Consider the following 18,213-nt stretch of genomic DNA (forward strand, 5'->3'; position numbering starts at 1 on the left):
CGCCCGGGCGCGAGCGGTGGACGCGGGCGGGCGCGGACCGTGGGCGCGCGTAGCGGATCGGGTGGAGGTAAGCCCACCCTCAGCGACGCAGATCACCGCATGCCGCGGTACAGGGTCGCGCGGATACTGGGTAGTCTCGTACGGACTGGATAAGTTACTGCTTAGTACGCTTGCTTTCGCAGGCACCGCCCCGGCAGGTTCGAGGAGCCGTCATGCAACTCGCCGCGATCATCGTCACGCTGGCCCTCACTGCGGTCGGTGTTGCGCTCATCGCTCGCGCCGTCGTCCAGATCTACCGGTTCGTGAAACTCGGCCAGCCCGTGCCGGCCGGTTCACGCACGGACAACTGGCAGCAGCGCACCGCGACCCTGATCAAGGAGTTCCTGGGTCACACCAGGATGAACAAGTGGGCCGTGGTCGGCGTCGCCCACTGGTTCGTGGCGATCGGCTTCCTCACGCTGCCGCCGACGCTGATCAACGCGTACGGGCAGCTCTTCCAGGCCGACTGGATGCTGCCGCTCATCGGCGGCTTCCTGCCGTACGAGATGTACATCGAGTTCATCGGCCTGATGACGGTGGTCGGCATCGGGACCCTGATGGTGATCCGGCTGCTGAACCTGCCGTCCCGCGCGGGCCGCAAGTCCCGCTTCGCCGGCTCGAAGGCGTGGCAGGCGTACTTCGTCGAGTACGTCATCCTCACCATCGGCGTGGCGATCATCGTCCTGCGCGGCCTGGAGGGCGCGCTGCACGGCGTGGACTCCTACGGGCCCGCGTACTTCGCCTCGTACCCCCTGGTGGCCCTCTTCAGCGGCATGAGCCTCGGCACGCTGCAGAACCTCGTCTACTTCTGGGCGATGGTGAAGATCGGCACCTCGATGATCTGGATGATCACGGTCAGCCTCAACATCAACATGGGCGTGGCCTGGCACCGCTTCCTGGCGTTCCCCAACATCTGGTTCAAGCGCGACGCCCGCGGCGGCACCGCGCTGGGCGCGCTCCAGCCGATGACCTCCGGCGGCAAGGTCATCGACTTCGAGACGGCCTTCGACGACGACGAGGACGAGAACGCCGAGGAGACGAAGTTCGGCGTCTCCCAGGTCGAGCACTTCTCCTGGAAGGGCATTCTCGACTTCTCCACCTGCACCGAGTGCGGTCGCTGCCAGTCGCAGTGCCCCGCCTGGAACACCGGCAAGCCGCTCTCGCCCAAGCTCCTGATCACGTCGCTGCGCGACCACGCGCACGCCAAGGCCCCTTATCTGCTGGCCGGCGGCGGCAAGACGATGGAGGGCGAGGAGAAGGCGACGCCCGAGCAGCTCAAGGACGTGCCGGCGAGCGCGCTGGCCGAGGCGGAGCGCCCGCTGATCGGCACCGCCGAGGAGAACGGCGTCATCGACCCGGACGTGCTGTGGTCCTGCACCACCTGCGGTGCGTGCGTGGAGCAGTGCCCGGTCGACATCGAGCACGTCGACCACATCCTCGACATGCGCCGCTACCAGGTCATGATCGAGAGCGCCTTCCCGAGCGAGGCCGGGACGATGCTGAAGAACCTGGAGAAGAAGGGCAACCCCTGGGGCCTGGCCAAGAAGCAGCGGCTTGAGTGGACCAAGGAGATCGAGCAGGAGACCGGCTTCCAGGTGCCGGTCGTCGGCAAGACCGTCGAGGACCTCACCGAGGTCGACTACCTCTACTGGGTCGGCTGCGCCGGCGCGCTGGAGGACCGGGCCAAGAAGACCACCAAGGCCTTCGCCGAACTGCTGCACATGGCCGGCGTCAACTTCGCGATCATGGGCGGCGACGAGAAGTGCACGGGTGACTCGGCCCGCCGGCTCGGCAACGAGTTCCTCTTCCAGCAGCTCGGCGAGGAGAACGTCGCCGTGCTGAACGCCGCCTTCGGCGAGGATGAGGACGAGGGCGTCACTGTGCCGGTGGCCAAGAAGAAGATCGTCGCGACCTGCCCGCACTGCTTCAACACCATCGCCAACGAGTACCCGCAGCTCGGCGGGCACTACGAGGTCATCCACCACACCCAGCTGCTCCAGCACCTCGTCGACGAGGGCAAGCTGGTGCCGGTCACGCCGGTCGAGGGCCTGATCACCTACCACGACCCCTGCTACCTGGGTCGGCACAACCAGGTGTACACCCCGCCGCGCGAGATCATCGGCCGCGTCCCAGGTCTCCGCAACGAGGAGATGCACCGGCACAAGGAGCGCGGCTTCTGCTGCGGCGCCGGCGGTGCCCGGATGTGGATGGAGGAGCGGATCGGCAAGCGCGTCAACAACGAACGCGTCGACGAGGCCCTGGCCCTCAACCCGGACATCGTCTCGACCGCCTGCCCGTTCTGCCTGGTCATGCTCACCGACTCGGTGAACGGCAAGAAGAACGACGGCGCCGCGAAGGAGTCCGTCCAGGTCGTCGACGTCGCCCAGCTGCTGTTGCAGTCGGTGAAGACCCCCGGCGGCGGTGACGACGGCGGCAGCTCCGAGACGGCCACCGTCCCGGAGCCCGAGCCGGTGAAGTAGACGGCACCCCGCCCGGCGCGGGGAGCATGCACGGAGGACGGCCGGTCCCGCACTCGCGGGGCCGGCCGTTCCGCACGTCGGCCCCGCCGGCCGCGTCCCCACCCGGCTGCCGGGCGCCGGCTGTTCGCCTGCCCGACGGGTACCGTTCGGCCGTCGGAACAGAAAGCTCACCCGATGCGCCGCAACCCGCTCACCACTCGGTCCTTTCCGGTCAGTTGACGCGCCGAACAGGACGAACCGGGCAGCGAGCCGGGCTTCCGCGTCCCCGGGACCTAATGTCAGCCCCATGCCTGTGGACCAGGCGGCCTGCCCGCATCATCACACCGTCCCCGTCCAGCAACTGCGTCCCGGAGATCACGCGTTCGTGCGCTACGACAACGACGCGGCCCGCTGGGAGATCGCGGGGGCCTTCGTCCGGACCGGCCTGGAGCTCGGCGAGCGGGTCATCGTCCTCACCAGTCCACGCACCAGCGAGAACGCCGCGCTCACCGCGCTGCACGCCCACAGCCCGGCACTCGCCGCAGCCCGCCTCGAGGGACGTCTGGTACTGAGCACCATGCGAGAACTCATCTCCCCGCACACGGAGTTCACCGAACAGCGGCAGTGGGAACGGCTCCTGGAGGAGACCGGCCGCGCGGTCCGGGACGGCTGTACCGGGGCCCGCGCCTTCATCGACATGGACTGGGTCCGGGCACTGGGGCTCGACCTGGACGCGGTCACGCACCGCGAGAGCCACAGCCACCACCTGTTCACCGGCCGCCCCTACACCGAGCTGTGCGCCTACGACGGCCGATGGTTCAGCAAGGAGGTGCTCGCGGAGATGTGCAGCGCACACCCCCGCAAGGTGCTCGCCGGACTGGGCATTCTCCGCACGGTGTCCACCGCTGGCTCGGTCCGGCTGATAGGCGAGGCCGACCTCAACACCCGCACGGCCTTCGCCGAGGCGTTACGCGACGGACTGTCCCAGAGCAGCGCCTCCGGCCGCCTCACCGCCGACCTCACCCGACTGCACTTCCTCAGCATCGGCTGCGCCGCCGACCTGCTGCTGATCGCCTCGGCCGCCCCCCACCACCGCATCGAGGTGCGCTGCGCGCCCTTCCAGGCCGCCACCCTGCGCAGACTCGGCGCGGAGTCCGTCATGTCGCTCGTCCTGGTGGAGGTGGAGGTGGGGTGCGGATGCTAGCCAGACCCAGTTCCCGTTCCAGCCGCCCCGAGCAGCAGCTGCTCAAGCGTCGTTTCACCGCGCGGACCCTGCCGCAGCTGCGGTTCGGGGTCGAGGAGTGCGCCGCCTGGTGCGGCCTGTCCGAACCGCGGCGCGGCGAGTTCGTGCTCGCCGTCGACGAGGTGGCCACCAACGCCGTCGAGCACGCGGGCGGCGAGGGCCGACTGCTGCTGCGCCGGGTGCGGGACGAGCTGGAGGCCCGCGTCACCGACGCCGGACCGGGCTTCACCGCCGACGTCATCCCGGAACTGCTGCCCGGCCTCGACGGCGGACCGCGCGGGCGCGGCCTGTGGCTGGCCCGCCTCACCACCGACCGGCTCACCATCGAGGCCGGGCACCCCGGCTCCGTCGTCACCCTGGCCGTGCGGATCGGCTGACGGACCGTCCCCCGCAACCGCCAGGCGCCCCGCAGCGCCCCGCTGACCAGGTACGTCCCGTAGGGCCGCCCCCTACGGGATGTACCGAACCGGCCACAATGACCCCCGGTAAAGGCGCTCCGCGGCACCCGGGGGCCGCGGAACACGGTACGTTCGATTACGTGGCTGGATTCAGGATGGGACGCGGCCGGGACCCGCGCAACGCACCGCGACGGCAGGGAACGAACCCCCCGCCGGGCACCTCACCGCAGGCGCCCGGCCCCTACGCACCGTACGGGCGGCAGACGCCGCCCACAGGGCAGACGCCGCACCCGGGCGGACACGAGCCGTGGCAGCAGGGCGGGCACGGGGAACCGGAGTACTTCGCCGGTCAGCCGGGCCCCGATCCGTACGCCAACACCCCCGGGCACACCCAGCAGTTCCGGATCGGGGACGAGCCCGGGGCACACCCCGGCGCCGGCCCGGGCGGCTTCCGCGACGAGTACAACAGCGGCGCCACCTACGCCGCCGGAAGCACCACCGCCCCGCCGGCTGGTCCGAAACCGCACTGGAAGCAGCTGCTCAGCGGCATCGTGCTGCGCCCCAACGCGACGTTCTGGCAGACCCGGGACCACTCCGTGTGGGGCCCGGCGATCATCGTCACGTTCCTCTACGGTCTGCTGGCCGTCTTCGGACTGGACTCCGCCCGGCAGGACGTGCTGGACGCGACGCTCTCCAACGCCGTGCCCTACGTCCTGATCACCGGCGTCGCCGTCGTCCTGTCCAGCCTGGTGCTCGGCACCGTCACCCACACCCTGGCCCGCCAGTTCGGCGGCGACGGGGCGTGGGCGCCGACGGTCGGGTTGTCGATGCTGATCATGTCGATCACCGACGCCCCTCGCCTGCTGCTCGCACTCTTCCTCGGCGGCACCGCCCCCTTCGTGCAGGTCGTCGGCTGGATCACCTGGATCGCCGCGGGCGCGCTCTTCGCGTCGATGGTCAGCCGCTCGCACGACCTGCCCTGGCCGAAGGCTCTCGGTGCCGCGTCCATCCAGCTGCTCGCCCTGCTGGTACTGATCAAGCTCGGCACCCTGTAGGACACGGCACGACCGTCGGGTACCGGCCTCGTGGGGCCCGGTACCCGACGGGTCGCGTCAGCCGAACTGCTGGCCGGCGGAGCCGTCGCAGCGCTGGAGCCTGACCGGTTCCCGCGCCCCGGCCAGCGTCAGGCACAGATCCTGCGCCGCCTGCGGCCGGACGGACGTGCCCGACCTCACGAACCGCTGGTTGTCCGTCGCCGCGCAGTTCCAGACGACCAGCGCGGTGCCGGCCGTGAACCTGCCGTCCGGCACGTCCAGGCAGCGGTCGTGGGTCAGCTCGGTGTACATCCGGCCGCTCTGCCCGTCGTGCCACCAGCCCTGGTTGCGGGCCCCGTGGCAGTCCCAGCCGCGCACCTCGGTGCCGTTGCGGCTGCTCGCCCGGTCGACGTCGAGGCAACTGCCCGTGCCGGTGTTGCGCAGCGGCGCGAACCGGTCGTCCCACGCCCCCGGGTACAACTGCGGCTCACCCGCGCCGGCCGGGTCGGCGCAGGACGCCTCGCGCAGGCCGGACGCCTCCAGCCGGGTCAGGCACTCGGCGAACGCGGCGTGCCCGCGCGTGTTGGGGTGGAAGGACTGCCGCAGCGAGTTCGAGTCCGGCGGGAACGGGTTGCCCAGTTCGATCCAGAGCCCGCGGACCCACGGATCCTCCATGCAGACCTCGTGGCCGTGGAACAGCCGGGAGGCGTCCAGGTAGACGGCGCCGGTGCTGCGGGCCACCTGCCGCATGCCCTCCTGGAACATCGGCACGGCCGCATCGCGACCCCACGCGGAGTCGGAGGTGTAGCCGGTGCAACCGCCCGGGATCTTGCCCGGGTACCGGGGGTTGTCCTTGATGTCCGGACCGATCGGCCCCGGGTAGGCCATCACCACCAGCCGGTAGTCGTCGTCCCGGTAACCGGCGTCCCGCATCACCGACTTGAGGTCGCCGACGAGGGACGTCACCTTCGGCACCAGCCCGTCGACGCGGCCCTGCCAGCCCGGCCCGTACCCGGGCGCGCACGGCCCCTGGAGCAGGAACCAGCGGGTGACGCAGTCCGTGATGACCGGACCGAACTGCAGGTCGTCGTTGGCACCGGCCACCAGCACGACCGTCTTCAGCCGCGTGTTGCGCGCCTTGATGGCGAGGCTGTCGCTCTGCACCAGCTCGTCTTCGTACTGCGGCTGCCCGCCGATCCGGATGTTGACGCTGGAAGCACCCGAGCAGGCCACGTTGTACGTGACGTCGGCCGCGATACCGGTCCGGTGGATGGCCGCGTCCGGTGAGCGGTGGCACCAGTTCGTCGGCCCGTCCGTGCCGGGCTCGTAGGTGCCGACGCCCTCACCGCTGATCTCGCTGTCGCCCAGCGAGATCAGCGACGTCTTGCGCTGTGCCATCGGCCGTTCAGCCGGGTCACCGTAGAGTGCGGTCGCCTCCGCGGCCCGGACGCGCTCCAGCTCCGCCGGCAGCGGGGTGGCGGCGGTCCCGGGAGCGGACTCCTCGGCCATCGCCGGCGCGCCCACCGCCAGTAAGGCCAGTGCCGTCAAGGCGACACCGGCAGCCCTTGCCCATCCGTGCGCACCGGATCGGGTTCTTCCACGTGCCATGGGGATCTCCCCTCACGCGAACAACTTCGGTTACCCACGGTTTTTACTTGCTGGTAACACGTGGGGGGAAGACCCGTGCGTGCTTCAACTTTCGGCGCGAAAAGGTTTGTTGGCGCGATGAGGTTGATGTACCAGGTCCGCGGGCACGCGCTGGACGACGGACCGTGAAGCCGGTCGGCGACCACTTCGGGCGTAACCACCGCCCGCGGAGGTTTTCCGCCCCGCAGCCGTGGAATGTCTCCTCACCCCGAGCCGGACCGCCGGCACGGGACAACCGCCCCGCCTGAGGACCGCACCGCGGTCAGCGGGCACTGGGCACCTGGCACCTGGCACCTGGCACCTGGCACCTGGCAGACACGAGCAGCACGACGAGCGACACGCACAGCACCGCAGCACGAACAGCGACACGGCGACACCCACAGCAGGACGAGCAGCAGGACGAGCAGCAGGACGAGCAGCACGGCTCCGCCGCGCGGCCCACGGCACGCAGCGGCACCCGTCCCCCGCGACGACGACCGCCGCGGGCCGGACACCGCCGCCTGACCGCCACCGGCCCGCGCGGCCACGCCCCGGCGCGGGCACCCCGACACCGCCCTGGAGACCACACGATGACCACCGAGCAGACCCCGCACGTGACCGGGTACCAGCTGGAGAATCTGCTGCTGGACGCCGAGCGGCTGCGCCCCCGCGTACGGCGCGAGCAGCTCAGCACGGTACTGAGCCGCGCCGCCCAGGTCGCGGCCGTACTGACCGGCGCCACCGTCTCCCTGCTGCTGCTCGTCGCGCCCGACCGCCCCTGGACGCACGCCGCCCTGACCTGTCTCGCCGCCGGCACCACCGTCGGCGTCATCCAGATCCTGTGGGCCGCGCCCCTCCAGCGCCGCGCCCACATCGACGAGGTACGCATGCTCAACGACGTCGAGACGGTCCGGGAACTGCACGAGCCGCTCGCCCGCCACGAGGGCTGGGACGACGCCCGGCTGGAGCACACCCGCCGCCGGCTCGCGGCCTTCCCCCTGGAGGGCCGCCGCTACGGCCGCCCCCGCTACCTCACCGCCCGGCGCCAGTCCTGAGGCCGGGGGCTGCCACGCCGGGGGCGCGGTGGGCCGGACCGACCGGCGGGGACGGCCGGTGAGGCGTCGCCCGTTCAGGCGTCGCGTACCCGACGCCGTCAGGCGTCGCGGACCTGCCCGGCCCGCCGGACCACCGGCGGCTCCACCGACCAGGGAAAGTTGATCCACTCGTCGGTGCGCTTCCACACGTACTCGCACTTGACGAGCGACTGCGTCTTCTCGTAGATCACCGCGCTGCGCACCTCCGCGACGTGACCGCGGCAGAAGTCGTGGATCAGCTTGAGCGTCCTGCCGGTGTCCGCCACGTCGTCGGCGATCAGCACCCGCTTCCGGGAGAAGTCGATCGCGTTGGGCACGGGCGCCAGCATCACCGGCATGTCCAAGGTCGTGCCCACACCCGTGTAGAACTCGACGTTCACCAGGTGCAGGTTCTTGCAGTCCAACGCGTACGCCAAGCCGCCCGCGACGAAGACCCCGCCGCGCGCCACGGACAGGATGATGTCCGGCTCGTAACCGTCGTCGGCGATCGTCTGCGCCAACTCCCGGACCGCGGCGCCGAACCGCTCGTACGTCAGGTTCTCGCGCGCCTCGGTCACGGCGTCAGACCTGGGTCCGGTGGAAGCGGAGGAAGGACCGGGACTGCGTCGGTCCGCGCTGCCCCTGGTACCGGGAGCCGTAGCGCGAGGAACCGTACGGGTGCTCGGCGGGTGACGTGAGGCGGAACATGCACAGCTGGCCGATCTTCATGCCCGGCCACAGCTTGATCGGCAAGGTGGCGACGTTGCTCAGCTCCAGCGTCACGTGCCCGGAGAAGCCCGGGTCGATGAACCCGGCGGTGGAGTGCGTCAGCAGACCCAGCCGGCCCAGCGAGCTCTTGCCCTCCAGGCGCGACGCCAGGTCGTCCGGCAGCGACACCACCTCGTACGTCGAGGCGAGCACGAACTCACCCGGGTGCAGGATGAACGGCTCGTCGCCCTCGGGCTCGATGAGCCGCGTCAGGTCCGGCTGCTCGACCGCGGGGTCGATGTGCGGGTAGCGGTGGTTCTCGAACACCCGGAAGAAGCGGTCCAGCCGCACGTCGATGCTCGACGGCTGCACCATCGTCGGGTCGTACGGGTCGATCCGCACCCGGCCGGAGTCGATCTCGGCCCGGATGTCCTTGTCTGAGAGAAGCACGTGCTGAGCGTACGCGCACGGGCCCGGCCCCCTCAGGACCGGGCCCCCTCGCGCGTCCCGCTGTGCGGCTGTGCGGCTGTGCGGCTGTGCGGCTGTGCGGGTCTGCCGTCAGCGGCGGGCGGCGGTGACCGGCACCGCGTGCCGGAGCCGGGCGCAACGCGGACACCTCAACAGCCGCCCAGGGCCCAGCCGGTCACTGCCGAGCTGCTGCATCGGGAACGTGGCGGTGCTGAAAACATGCCCTTCGGCACAGCGGACGACGGTGAGATCCATCGGTTCCTCTCCCCAGGGTGTGGACGACAAAAGCCACGATAGGGGAGGTACCGCACCGAAGGTGATCCGGCACTCCGAGACCCCACGGTACGCCTCAACCGCCCTCCCCCGCCGCCCGAATCCCACTCCCGCCCGGCGACCGAGCCGGCGAGAGCCGCCACCCCGACGCCCACCCCCGACGCCGTGTCCGCACCGGCTCCGAGCACGCCGAAAGCCCCCGCGCGCCCTGCGGCGGAGGTCCGGGATGGGGTACAGTGAGCGGCGATGAGCAGGCCGCCGACAGGCCAGGCCGACGCTCGCGCGGGCGTAGTTTAATGGTAGAACATGAGCTTCCCAAGCTCAGAGCGCGGGTTCGATTCCCGTCGCCCGCTCCACCCCGAACCCCCAGGTCAGCGACCTGGGGGTTGTTTGTTGTCTAGACCTCCCTAGGTGTCGCGCACCACCTTCGCACCACCTTCGCACCACCTTCCCCCTTTTTCTGCTGCTCACGGGCCTTCTCACGCGCCGCGCGCACCATCCGGTCCAGCCCGCCAGCAACCTCCCTCTGCCTCTCTTGGTCAGAGTGTTGGTAGATGAGCGCGGCCTTTTCCGTGGCCTGGCCGGCACGCACCATGGTGTCCTTCAGCGTCGCGCCGGAACGAGTGGACAGGGTGTGTCCGGTGTGTCGGAGGTCGTAGAAGCGGAAATCTTGCGGGAGTCCAACCGCTGAACGGGCCTTGCGCCACTTCCGCCCGAACGTCGATCGCCGGAAGGGCTTGCCCTTCTCCCCCACGAACAGGAGCCCATTCGGTCCCTTCTCTGCGTACCAGTCCAGGTGCCGCTGAAGGTCTGTCCGCAGAAACTCCGGCAGGACAACTACGCGCTTGCCTGCCTCACTCTTCGTTGGCCCCTCGGCCCGCCTGCCGGTGGCCAACTCTGGTGCTGCCTTGCGCACGGTGATCGTGACATGCTCCACGTTCACGTCCTTCCGGCGAAGTTCCGCTTGCTCCTCAGGACGCATCGGACCGTACGCAGCGAGATAGACCATGAGGCGCCAACGGATACCGATCACATCCGCAAGAGCATCGACCTGCTCCACGCTGGCCACCTGCCCGGAAGCCGAGACTTCCTTCCCTGCCCCCTTGATGCGACAGGGATTCCGCCGAATCAACTCGTCATCGACAGCCGTTTCCATGATGGCCTTGAGTAGCCGGTATGACTTCGCCACAGTCGTGGCCGCGCCCGTAGTGCCCAGGCGTTCAGTCCTCCACTCACGGACGCGAGGCGGCGTGATCTCGTCAAGGTCCCATCCTCCAAGGCAAGGCAAGATGTGCAGCCGCAGCAACCGGGTGTACAGCTCCTCCGTGAGGGGGGCGACTCCCCGTTCACCGACCCACTTGGTCGCGTACTCCTCGAAGTTGATCGCCCCGGCGTCCGGGTCACGCCAGTTCTTGCGCGTGATGTCAGCCTCTACCTGCGAGAGCCAGACCTCGGCGTCGGTCTTGGTTTCGAAGGTCTCCTCTGCGCGCCGACGCTGACCCGTGGGGTCGATATAGGACGCGGTCCAGCGCCCGGAGCGGTACTGACGTACCGCTCCGAACCGCCTGATGGTCTTCCCCTTCTTGGGGCCCCTGGCTCCCATTAGGCAGCCTTCCTCCCCCGCCGACGCGGCCTCACCGGCTCAACGGTGTGGCTCTCGATGTAGGCGACGACCGCACTCTCCGGGATACGTACGTGACTTCCCACCTTCACGAAGGTGATCCTGCGCTCGGAGATGAGACGGCGGGGGAATCGCTCAGTGGTTCCCAGCAGTTCGGCCACCTGCGGCACGGACAGGTAGCGGTCTTGCAGAGGCGACGGCTTCTCATGCGAGGGCACAGAAGTCAGGCGTCGCCCGATGCGAGCAGCGTTGCTCATCGGACATGTCTCCTTGGCAGATACAGGGGCCGCCCGGCCCCTTCCTGTCAGGTCCGCTACCTCCGCTACCTCCGCTACCGCCCTGGTCAGGGGCATGATCGAGGTAGCGGATAGGGGTAGCGGTAGCGGATGGGTCCGCTACCGGCCCCGGTCAGTGGGGCGCGGGGGCCGGTAGCGGGTAGCGCTCAGGTAGCGGACGGGAAGAGTCCTTCCGCTACCTTTTCGGGGCCGCTGACCTGCGAGGTAGCGGAGGTAGCGGAGGTAGCGGCTCCTGAGGGGGGTGGGGGGCAGTACCGCTGCCAGGCGTCGTGGAGGTCGAGGGCGTAGTAGCCCTTGAGGACCGTCCCGGCGGTCTTGATGTTGCGGGCCTTGATCGGGGTGTTGTCGCCGGTCATGTACTCCCCGAGCATCTTGGCCAGCCCTCGGGAGTCGAGCGGCCGGCCGCCCATGTCCGCCCACGGCGCTTCGTCCAGCGCGCACAGCCGGTCCAGAACAGCGACGGTGGGCATGCGGTCGATGCCCGTCATGACGTGGTCGCGCAGGTCGGTCAGCAGCCGGATACCGAGCGACCCCTTGTCGTCGGCGCGGGCGGCGTTGACCAGCTCGACGCAGGCGGCACGGGCCCGCTCGGGCCAGTCGCCCCCGGCTGCGTCGGCGACGGCCAGCAGCGGTTCCCACACGTCCGCCGGTCGGTCGGTGACACCCTCGGGCATCTCCGGCCACCGCCCGGCGGTGTCGTCGCGAACAGTGTCCGCCCACTGCGCGAGGCGCTCCCGCAGCGCGTTGCCCTCAGCCTCGTGCAGTCGGGCCCGGAACGGCTCTACCGTCTCGTTCCTGGCGCGGCGGCGCATGCGGATGATGACGGAGCGGGTGGTGATGGTGTCGGGCAGGTAGCCCAGTCCCGCGACCGCGACGGCGGTGTAGGAGGGGAACTCCACCACGGTTTGGTTACCGCCGTCCCCGACGCACCGGTAGGTGACTCCGGAGCGGCGGTGTCCGGCGTTCAGGAAGCCGCGCAACTCCTCGTTGTCCCCGGCCTTGGGGCCGAAGACGGTGTCGATCTCGTCGAAGAGGATCGTCGGCCGCCCCGCCGGGTCGGACACCGACCGGAACAGCGCGGCGGCACGGGCGTTCACCGCCAGCATCGGGCGCGGAACCAGGGTTTCCACCACTTCCAACGCCCGGGACTTCCCCGACCCCGGTTCGGGGGACAGGAAGGCTAGGCGCGGGGTGGAGTCGAAGGCGTCGAGCAGGTGCGCGTGCGCGTCCCACAACGCGACGGCCACGTAAGCGGCCTCACGGGGGAAGACGTTGAAGCGCCGGTGAAAGGCTTCCACCTCGTTGAGCAGCGTGGCGCCGTTGATGGTGTCGGTCATGCGGCGGCCCTTCCTTCCTGGGGAACGCGCAGCGGGCAGTGCTCTCGGTGGTCGGCGTGGTCGGTGACCAGAGACAGGACGCGGGTCTGTCCGAAGGCCCGGCGACTCCACCCGCACTCGCACCACGACGCAGCCGTGGGAGTGGCGCCGCGCGGTGCGGTGATGCGCAGCCACGCCACGGGGTACCGGCGGTTGCCCGGGTGCGGGTCAGGGCGAACAGCAGCGGGGACGCCTTCGGCGACGACCTTCAGCGCCCCACCGTTCGACGCGGCCGGGCCGGGTGCGGCGACATGCGGCTGGCCACTGGTGGCGGACTGGCTTTTCAAGGCGGGGAGAGGGTTGGTGCTCATGCCGCCCCCTGGGTGCGGGCGTTGCGGATGGACCAGTTGAGGGCGCTGCGGATGGTGGCGCGGCACTCGGCCGGCGGCAGTCCCGCCGCCTCCCCCGCCCCTTGAAAAGCGTCCTCGACCACGTGCCGGGGGATCTCGCCCCACGCGACGAACCGCCCCAGAGCACGCGTCGCCCGCAGCAACGTCGCGTTGCGCGCACCCTCCGGAGCACCGTGGACTGCCGCGATTTCGGCGTTCAGGGCGGCTGTGACGCGACGAGAGGACCGCGACGCGACCGGCGCAGCCATAAGGCTCCGCATGTTCTGACGAGTCGTCAGAACGGCGTGCAGCCATTCGGGCAAGGGGGCGGGCGGAGTGTCGTCCAGGGTCTCGTACGAGCCGCTGGGGGTGATGCTGCCGGGTGCAACGACGTAGCCGCCCCACGCGCGGGTGTCGACCAGCGGCGCGAGGGTGCCCGCGCTGTTGCTCAGCCGGGTTCCGGTGGGGGCGGTGAAGTACAGGTGCTGTCCACCGCTCGCGGTCCGTACGCGGCGGGTGGTGGGGGCGGGCTGTCCGGCGCGCTCACAGAGCGCCGTGAAGGTCGTCACGCCGCAAGGCGTGTCCGCACTGCCCTTGCCCTTCGGCCGGTCCAGGTCGACGACGAGGACTCCGGCGGGGCCGGTGGCGATACCGACGTTGAACGGCGCGGACACCCACGCGCGCCGGATGCGGTCGGGGTCGGTCGTGGCGCGCTGCTCCCACTTCACGTGCCCACCAGTGCAGGGCCCAGTGCGGGTGCAGGCGCTCTCGCCGTGAAGGGCCGGGCGCTTCGCTCCGGGGCGCAGGGGAAAGACGGGCCAGCCGCGCTCAGCAGCGTCCAGGGCCGCGCGCAGCAGCGCGGCACGGGGGTCATGAGTCATGCTGGAGGTCTCCAGTTCCTTGATGGGTGCTGGTTGGCAAGGGCGGCCCCGATTCATTGGCGTGAGGGGGGCCGCCCTTGGCGTAGCTAGGACGGGGTGAGGAGTGGCTGTTGCCAGGTGGGCAGTGCGTTGAGGACGCGGGTGCGCCACCGCAGGGCGTAGGCCAGGCAGTTGGCGCAGTTCTTGTGGGTGTGGCCGGGCATGGCGGGGCGGCGGCGGGCGTGGGAGCTCCAGGCGAGGGAGTCTGCTGAGGCCATGAGGTGACCGACGCGGGCCAGTCCCAGGGTTTTGAAGCCGAAGCCGTGCAGCTTGAGGCCGTGGGCGGCGAGGGTGGTGACGATGGTGGCGCCCTCGCGGGTGGACTGGCGGCGACAGACCGAGCCGAGTCCCACTACCGGTTCCTGCGTCAGGTCGATGCCCGCGCGCTCGTAGAGGCCGACGCAGCGTTCATAGTCGGCCATCTCCCAGCCCTGGAGTACGGGGATGATCGGGAGCTCCGGGGCCATGGAGCGCAGCTCCAGGTAGTTGGCGACCGTACGGCGCTGGTGTTCCGCGACGCTCAGGTGTGTCCCGGCGAAGGTGAGGGGTCCGGCTTGCCCGCCGTGGATGATCAAGGGTTCGCACATCCAGTCCTGTGGTGCGGCCCAGTCGAAGGGGCCCACGCCTTCCCAGATGCGGTACAGGTCGTCGATGTACTGGCGCGGGGTGCGGGTCCAGTCGCCGTGTTGCTGGAGCTCTGAGAATCCACCGGAGTCGACCGCGTATGGGCCGACGGCTTCGGGCAGCTTCACGGCCTCGACGAAGTGGGCGGACTTGAGGAACAGCGGGACGCCGGTGAGGCGGACCCAATGGCGTTTGTGGGTGGTCAGGTAGAACCGCATCCCGTCTGCGGCGGGAGTTCCCGCCGACAGGGCTCGCGGGAGAGTGACAGGTTGCGTCATGCTGGGAGACCTCCACAGGTCAAGTGGTTGGCAGGTGGAAGAGGGCGGCCCCGGTCATTGGCGTGAGAGGGGCCGCCTTCGGCGTGCTCAGATGCGCGGTGGTGTGGTCGTCGTCAGCGGCGGGGCCAGGTGACGGTCATGGCGCAGGCGCTGATGCGCTTGCCGGCGTCCTCGTGGATGCGCTCGTGCGCCCGGTCGTCGCGGGTGCAGATGAGGCGGCCGTCGTCGGTGAGGGTCCAGCCGTCGGGGTCTGCGGTGGCGTAGTCGATGGCCTCGGCCTGGGTGGCGAAGTGCGGGGTGCCGCCCTCGGTGTCGTCCGTGGCGCCGCACAGGTCGCACACGGCGACGTGGCAGGTGATGAGCCGAATTGCCATGGCGGTGTCTCCTACAGGTCGGGGATGGCTGCGATGAGGGCGGTGGTGAGGTTGTTGACGGGTCCGGCGGCGCCGGTGGAGGCGAGGAAGAACCCGAACATGGCGGCGACGAACGCGCCGGCAGGGGTGAGGCTGCGGGAGCGCAGCAGGAAGAACAGGACGAGGCCGAAGAGGGCGACGAGGGAGACGGTCACGGCCATGCCGTGAACCTCCGTTCCGGGGTCAGAGTCAGGTTCGGGTGGTGGGTTGGTGGGGTCGGGTGCCGGCGTGGTGGACGTCGCGTCCGGTGTTGGTCAGGCGGCGGCCGATGCGGAGCCGGTAGCGGTGTCCGTGGCAGCGGCGGCAGAGCTTGACGGTGCGGCGGGCCTGTTGGATGCCGGTGCCGGCGCACTTGCGGCACCGGGCGAATGGACTCAGCGCGCACAACGCTGCGTAACCAGCGGCGGTGAGGAGGAGGGCGAGGCTAGCGAAGCCCACGGGGGCTCACATCCCTTCACGGGGCGGGTTTCGGGGGTTTGTGCAGGTGGGCCGCTAGGCGCTAGATCACAGCTCAGCGGCGTTTGGGGTTGCTAGCGGGGCTGCTAGACCTAGCAGCGGCGGGTGCTAGGTCTAGCAGCGTTGCTCGACTCAGGCCGCGGCCCGGTCGGCGTTACGGCGAGTGACGACGGCGGCGATGTCGGCGCGCTTGATGCCGCGCCGGTTCGCGCCGTCGCCGTCGTCGGTCTGCCCCCACACCTGGCCCGGCTTGATCCCCCACGGCTTGAGCGCGGCGGTGACGTTCTCGCCCTCCCACCCGCCGTAGACGTCCGGCGTGTGGGCCGCGAGCCGGGCCGCGATGCGCTCGCACCACACGGCCTTCTCATCCGCGGCGATGACGGCGAGCACATCGGCCAGGACGTCCGATCCGGCGCCGGTCTTCTCCGGGCCCTTGCCGACGGCGTGGCCGGTGACGTTGCCGTACTCCTCACGCACCTGCCGGGCCCGCGCCACGAGCTGCTCGGCTGCGACGGCGTCCACGAACGCGGAGGCGACGATGCGCGGGTCGTCGCCTTCACCGGCCATCCAGCAGATGCCGCGGTCGGAGCGGGAGAACATGGTGGCCCGGTACCCCGACTTGTACATCGACGTCCCCAGCACCATGTCGTTCGCGGGCTGCCCCATGACCTTCAAGCAGAACCGCAGCACCGCGTTCGCACTGATCCCGGTCGGCAGGGACTTGGCGTCGGGGCGCTGGGTGCCAAACATGGTCACGATCCCCAGAGCGGGGCCGCGCTTGACCAGGTCGGTGCAGATCGCCTCGATCTCCTTGCCGTGCTCCTCGTGCTCGAACGGCACCTGACACTCGTCGAACCCGACCACGATCGGATACAGACCCAAGCTCTTGTCACCGGCCAGCGCGGGGGTGACCTTCGACTCCGGGCACCGGGTGCGCGGCAGGGACTTGATGACCTTCGCCCGCCGCCGAAGCTCCTCCTTCAGCTCCCGCAGCGACTCCACGACGTAGGCAATGTCGTCGTCCTCCTCACCGGCGCGGTAGCGGTGGCAGACCGGTTCCAGGGCGCCGAAGTCGCCGGTGCCCTTGAAGTCGAACGCGTACAGCTCCGCGCGCGGGTCGAGTGCGGCGATGAGCAGCAGCAGCCGCATCAGGAACGTCTTGCCCATGCGGGGGATCGACCCGACGACGACGGAGGCGAACATGAGCGTCACGGACACGTCGCGCATACGCTGGTCGTTGCCGAACACCACCGGCTTGAACAAGTCCACGCTCCCGGCCTTTAGCAGCGGCCAGGCGGGCTTGGTGGTTTCGTTCATCGGCTTGTCCCCCACCCATAGCACCAAGCGGCCTTCGTGCTGGTCGGGGTCGGGGGAGGGCCACACGCAGCCGGTCTTGCGCCGCAGACCGGACGCGAGGGGCTTGCGGGCCTCCATGATGTCCTCGGGCGTGACGCCGTAGGGCAGGTCGAGGTCGGCGCGGTAGCCGGGGCCGTCGCGCACGATCTCGGAGACGAACCGCAGCCCGTTCATGTCACCGCCCTTCTTGATGGCGGCCGTCACCTTCGCATTCCCGATCGAATCGAGGCCGCGCAGGACGATCGAGCCGGTGAGCTTCTGCACCTCCGTCTTCAACACCGCAGGTCCCACGACAGGGGCGTCGGGCTGCTGGCCGGCCATCCCGAGCAGCAGCACCCCGCCGGCCGCGAACGCGTACAGGAAGGCGGGGGCGATGACGTAGAGCCACAGGGCGAAGCCGACGCCGAAGACGGCCGCGACCAGCGTGACGAAGCCGCGCAGCCGCACCCGCCCCGCCCGCAGCCGCGACAGGCGCATGTACTCGTCCACGTCCTCGGTCCGCACCGCGAACGAGCGCAGCGGCGCGGCTTCGCGGTCCCACACCCACCGGTTAGTCTCCGCGACGAACCGGCAGGCGCCGCGCGGCGACATGAAGGCCAGCCGCGCGGCATACACCGGCACCCGCACCCCGTGATACAGCGCCGCGTAGGCGGCGTTCGCACTCGCGTGGCGGGCGGTGGCGGCGAAGTCCCGCCGGTTCCTCAGCCACCCGGCAAGCACCGGCTTGCGCTTCTCCACCCGCACCCTCGGCTCCGGCAACGCCGGATTGTCCACCGCCACCGGCCCGGCCGGCGCCTCATCCAGGTCGGGCACGGGCCGCAGGTGCGGGCCCATCTCGGTTTCCGTCATGCTGGGGTTTCTCCTGTTCTCTGCTGAGGATGGGGGCGACCCCGGGGTGGCCGCGTTGCTGCCAGGCGGGCAGCCACCCCGGGGGCACAGCTACGGACAGGCGCGCTCGACGTCGCGCAACCGCCGCTCAGCCGCCTTCCGGACCTCACGGGCAGAGGCCCGGTCCTTGCCCCTCGCGGCCCGCTCCTCGATCCGGGCGGCGGCGACGGCCTTGCGGGCCTTCTCCAGCAACTTCCCGTGCGCCGCCGCCTCACGGTCGGCGCGGTCGGCGGCGTCCCGGTCGATGCGCTCAAGCTCCCGCTCGATGCGGGAGGTGTCCCCGTAGGCGCCGTGCGCGCCCTTCAGCAGCAGCTTCGCTCGCTTGGCCTTCTCGG

17 protein-coding genes, 1 tRNA gene and 1 pseudogene are annotated in these 18,213 nt (G+C 70.3%); 6 read left to right on the forward strand and 13 right to left on the reverse strand.

Annotated features, from left to right (window positions below):
- Positions 1-212 precede the first annotated feature (212 nt).
- The 4 genes from ACYVE9_RS03620 (at position 213) to ACYVE9_RS03635 (ending at position 5,194) form a co-directional block, all read left to right on the forward strand.
- Positions 213-2,519: a (Fe-S)-binding protein gene (locus ACYVE9_RS03620; protein ID WP_461026218.1), complete on the forward strand. Its 2,307-nt coding sequence runs from the start codon at positions 213-215 to the stop codon at positions 2,517-2,519.
- 286 nt (positions 2,520-2,805) lie between these two features.
- On the forward strand, positions 2,806-3,702 hold the full coding sequence (locus ACYVE9_RS03625; RefSeq protein WP_461026219.1) for an MEDS domain-containing protein: 897 nt from the start codon (positions 2,806-2,808) through the stop codon (positions 3,700-3,702).
- Complete coding sequence (locus ACYVE9_RS03630) at positions 3,696-4,118, forward strand: ATP-binding protein (RefSeq protein ID WP_461026220.1); 423 nt, start codon at positions 3,696-3,698, stop codon at positions 4,116-4,118. Before ACYVE9_RS03625 ends, ACYVE9_RS03630 begins: the two co-directional genes overlap by 7 nt.
- A 161-nt stretch (positions 4,119-4,279) precedes the next feature.
- Positions 4,280-5,194 (forward strand): YIP1 family protein, encoded by a 915-nt coding sequence (locus ACYVE9_RS03635; protein WP_461026221.1) that lies wholly within the window; start codon positions 4,280-4,282, stop codon positions 5,192-5,194.
- A 57-nt stretch (positions 5,195-5,251) separates the two neighbouring features.
- On the opposite strand, the gene ACYVE9_RS03640 is transcribed toward ACYVE9_RS03635, so the two are convergent.
- A complete protein-coding gene (locus ACYVE9_RS03640) occupies positions 5,252-6,781 on the reverse strand; it encodes a ricin-type beta-trefoil lectin domain protein (RefSeq protein ID WP_461026222.1) in 1,530 nt (509 codons plus the stop codon).
- Between the two features lie 608 nt (positions 6,782-7,389).
- On the opposite strand from ACYVE9_RS03640, the gene ACYVE9_RS03645 reads away from it, so the two are divergent.
- Positions 7,390-7,854: a hypothetical protein gene (locus ACYVE9_RS03645; protein WP_461026223.1), complete on the forward strand. Its 465-nt coding sequence runs from the start codon at positions 7,390-7,392 to the stop codon at positions 7,852-7,854.
- A gap of 98 nt (positions 7,855-7,952) precedes the next feature.
- On the opposite strand, the gene ACYVE9_RS03650 is transcribed toward ACYVE9_RS03645, so the two are convergent.
- Both ACYVE9_RS03650 and dcd read right to left on the reverse strand, forming a co-directional pair.
- A complete protein-coding gene (locus ACYVE9_RS03650; protein ID WP_461026224.1) occupies positions 7,953-8,450 on the reverse strand; it encodes a phosphoribosyltransferase in 498 nt (165 codons plus the stop codon).
- Positions 8,451-8,454: 4 nt separating this feature from the next.
- Positions 8,455-9,030: a dCTP deaminase gene (gene dcd, locus ACYVE9_RS03655; protein WP_461026225.1), complete on the reverse strand. Its 576-nt coding sequence runs from the start codon at positions 9,028-9,030 to the stop codon at positions 8,455-8,457.
- Positions 9,031-9,603: 573 nt separating this feature from the next.
- Here dcd and ACYVE9_RS03660 point away from each other — a divergent pair.
- Positions 9,604-9,677: transfer RNA gene (locus ACYVE9_RS03660), tRNA-Gly, on the forward strand.
- Positions 9,678-9,718: 41 nt separating this feature from the next.
- Here the strand turns inward: ACYVE9_RS03660 and ACYVE9_RS03665 are convergent.
- The 10 genes and pseudogenes from ACYVE9_RS03665 to ACYVE9_RS03710 all read right to left on the reverse strand — a co-directional run.
- On the reverse strand, positions 9,719-10,924 hold the full coding sequence (locus ACYVE9_RS03665) for a tyrosine-type recombinase/integrase (protein WP_461026226.1): 1,206 nt from the start codon (positions 10,922-10,924) through the stop codon (positions 9,719-9,721).
- A complete protein-coding gene (locus ACYVE9_RS03670) occupies positions 10,924-11,133 on the reverse strand; it encodes an excisionase family DNA-binding protein (RefSeq protein WP_461026234.1) in 210 nt (69 codons plus the stop codon). Before ACYVE9_RS03670 ends, ACYVE9_RS03665 begins: the two co-directional genes overlap by 1 nt.
- A gap of 251 nt (positions 11,134-11,384) precedes the next feature.
- Positions 11,385-12,575 (reverse strand): DUF3631 domain-containing protein, encoded by a 1,191-nt coding sequence (locus ACYVE9_RS03675; RefSeq protein WP_461026227.1) that lies wholly within the window; start codon positions 12,573-12,575, stop codon positions 11,385-11,387.
- Positions 12,576-12,921: 346 nt separating this feature from the next.
- Positions 12,922-13,824: a bifunctional DNA primase/polymerase gene (locus ACYVE9_RS03680; protein WP_461026228.1), complete on the reverse strand. Its 903-nt coding sequence runs from the start codon at positions 13,822-13,824 to the stop codon at positions 12,922-12,924.
- 86 nt (positions 13,825-13,910) lie between these two features.
- Positions 13,911-14,765, reverse strand: a complete 855-nt coding sequence (locus ACYVE9_RS03685) for a deazapurine DNA modification protein DpdA family protein (RefSeq protein ID WP_461026229.1) — start codon at positions 14,763-14,765, stop codon at positions 13,911-13,913.
- Positions 14,766-14,878: 113 nt separating this feature from the next.
- Complete coding sequence (locus tag ACYVE9_RS03690; protein ID WP_461026230.1) at positions 14,879-15,139, reverse strand: hypothetical protein; 261 nt, start codon at positions 15,137-15,139, stop codon at positions 14,879-14,881.
- 11 nt (positions 15,140-15,150) lie between these two features.
- Positions 15,151-15,339, reverse strand: coding sequence for a hypothetical protein (locus ACYVE9_RS03695; protein WP_461026231.1), 189 nt, complete (start codon positions 15,337-15,339; stop codon positions 15,151-15,153).
- A 28-nt stretch (positions 15,340-15,367) separates the two neighbouring features.
- Positions 15,368-15,616, reverse strand: a complete 249-nt coding sequence (locus ACYVE9_RS03700) for a hypothetical protein (protein WP_461026232.1) — start codon at positions 15,614-15,616, stop codon at positions 15,368-15,370.
- Positions 15,617-15,766: 150 nt separating this feature from the next.
- On the reverse strand, positions 15,767-17,839 hold the full coding sequence (locus tag ACYVE9_RS03705; RefSeq protein WP_461026233.1) for a cell division protein FtsK: 2,073 nt from the start codon (positions 17,837-17,839) through the stop codon (positions 15,767-15,769).
- Between the two features lie 90 nt (positions 17,840-17,929).
- Positions 17,930-18,213, reverse strand: a pseudogene (locus ACYVE9_RS03710) (hypothetical protein); the annotation flags it as partial.

This window comes from Streptomyces sparsus (genome assembly GCF_054776295.1).

What these genes read in the sequence shown, in the direction of transcription:
- ACYVE9_RS03695 (WP_461026231.1), bottom strand. Translation starts at nt 15,339, where the DNA reads ATGGCCGTGACCGTCTCCCTCGTCGCCCTCTTCGGCCTCGTCCTGTTC.
- ACYVE9_RS03675 (WP_461026227.1), bottom strand. Translation starts at nt 12,575, where the DNA reads ATGACCGACACCATCAACGGCGCCACGCTGCTCAACGAGGTGGAAGCC.
- ACYVE9_RS03685 (WP_461026229.1), bottom strand. Translation starts at nt 14,765, where the DNA reads ATGACGCAACCTGTCACTCTCCCGCGAGCCCTGTCGGCGGGAACTCCC.
- ACYVE9_RS03665 (WP_461026226.1), bottom strand. Translation starts at nt 10,924, where the DNA reads ATGGGAGCCAGGGGCCCCAAGAAGGGGAAGACCATCAGGCGGTTCGGA.
- ACYVE9_RS03680 (WP_461026228.1), bottom strand. Translation starts at nt 13,824, where the DNA reads ATGACTCATGACCCCCGTGCCGCGCTGCTGCGCGCGGCCCTGGACGCT.
- ACYVE9_RS03690 (WP_461026230.1), bottom strand. Translation starts at nt 15,139, where the DNA reads ATGGCAATTCGGCTCATCACCTGCCACGTCGCCGTGTGCGACCTGTGC.
- ACYVE9_RS03620 (WP_461026218.1), top strand. Translation starts at nt 213, where the DNA reads ATGCAACTCGCCGCGATCATCGTCACGCTGGCCCTCACTGCGGTCGGT.
- ACYVE9_RS03705 (WP_461026233.1), bottom strand. Translation starts at nt 17,839, where the DNA reads ATGACGGAAACCGAGATGGGCCCGCACCTGCGGCCCGTGCCCGACCTG.
- ACYVE9_RS03625 (WP_461026219.1), top strand. Translation starts at nt 2,806, where the DNA reads ATGCCTGTGGACCAGGCGGCCTGCCCGCATCATCACACCGTCCCCGTC.
- ACYVE9_RS03630 (WP_461026220.1), top strand. Translation starts at nt 3,696, where the DNA reads ATGCTAGCCAGACCCAGTTCCCGTTCCAGCCGCCCCGAGCAGCAGCTG.
- ACYVE9_RS03640 (WP_461026222.1), bottom strand. Translation starts at nt 6,781, where the DNA reads ATGGCACGTGGAAGAACCCGATCCGGTGCGCACGGATGGGCAAGGGCT.
- ACYVE9_RS03645 (WP_461026223.1), top strand. Translation starts at nt 7,390, where the DNA reads ATGACCACCGAGCAGACCCCGCACGTGACCGGGTACCAGCTGGAGAAT.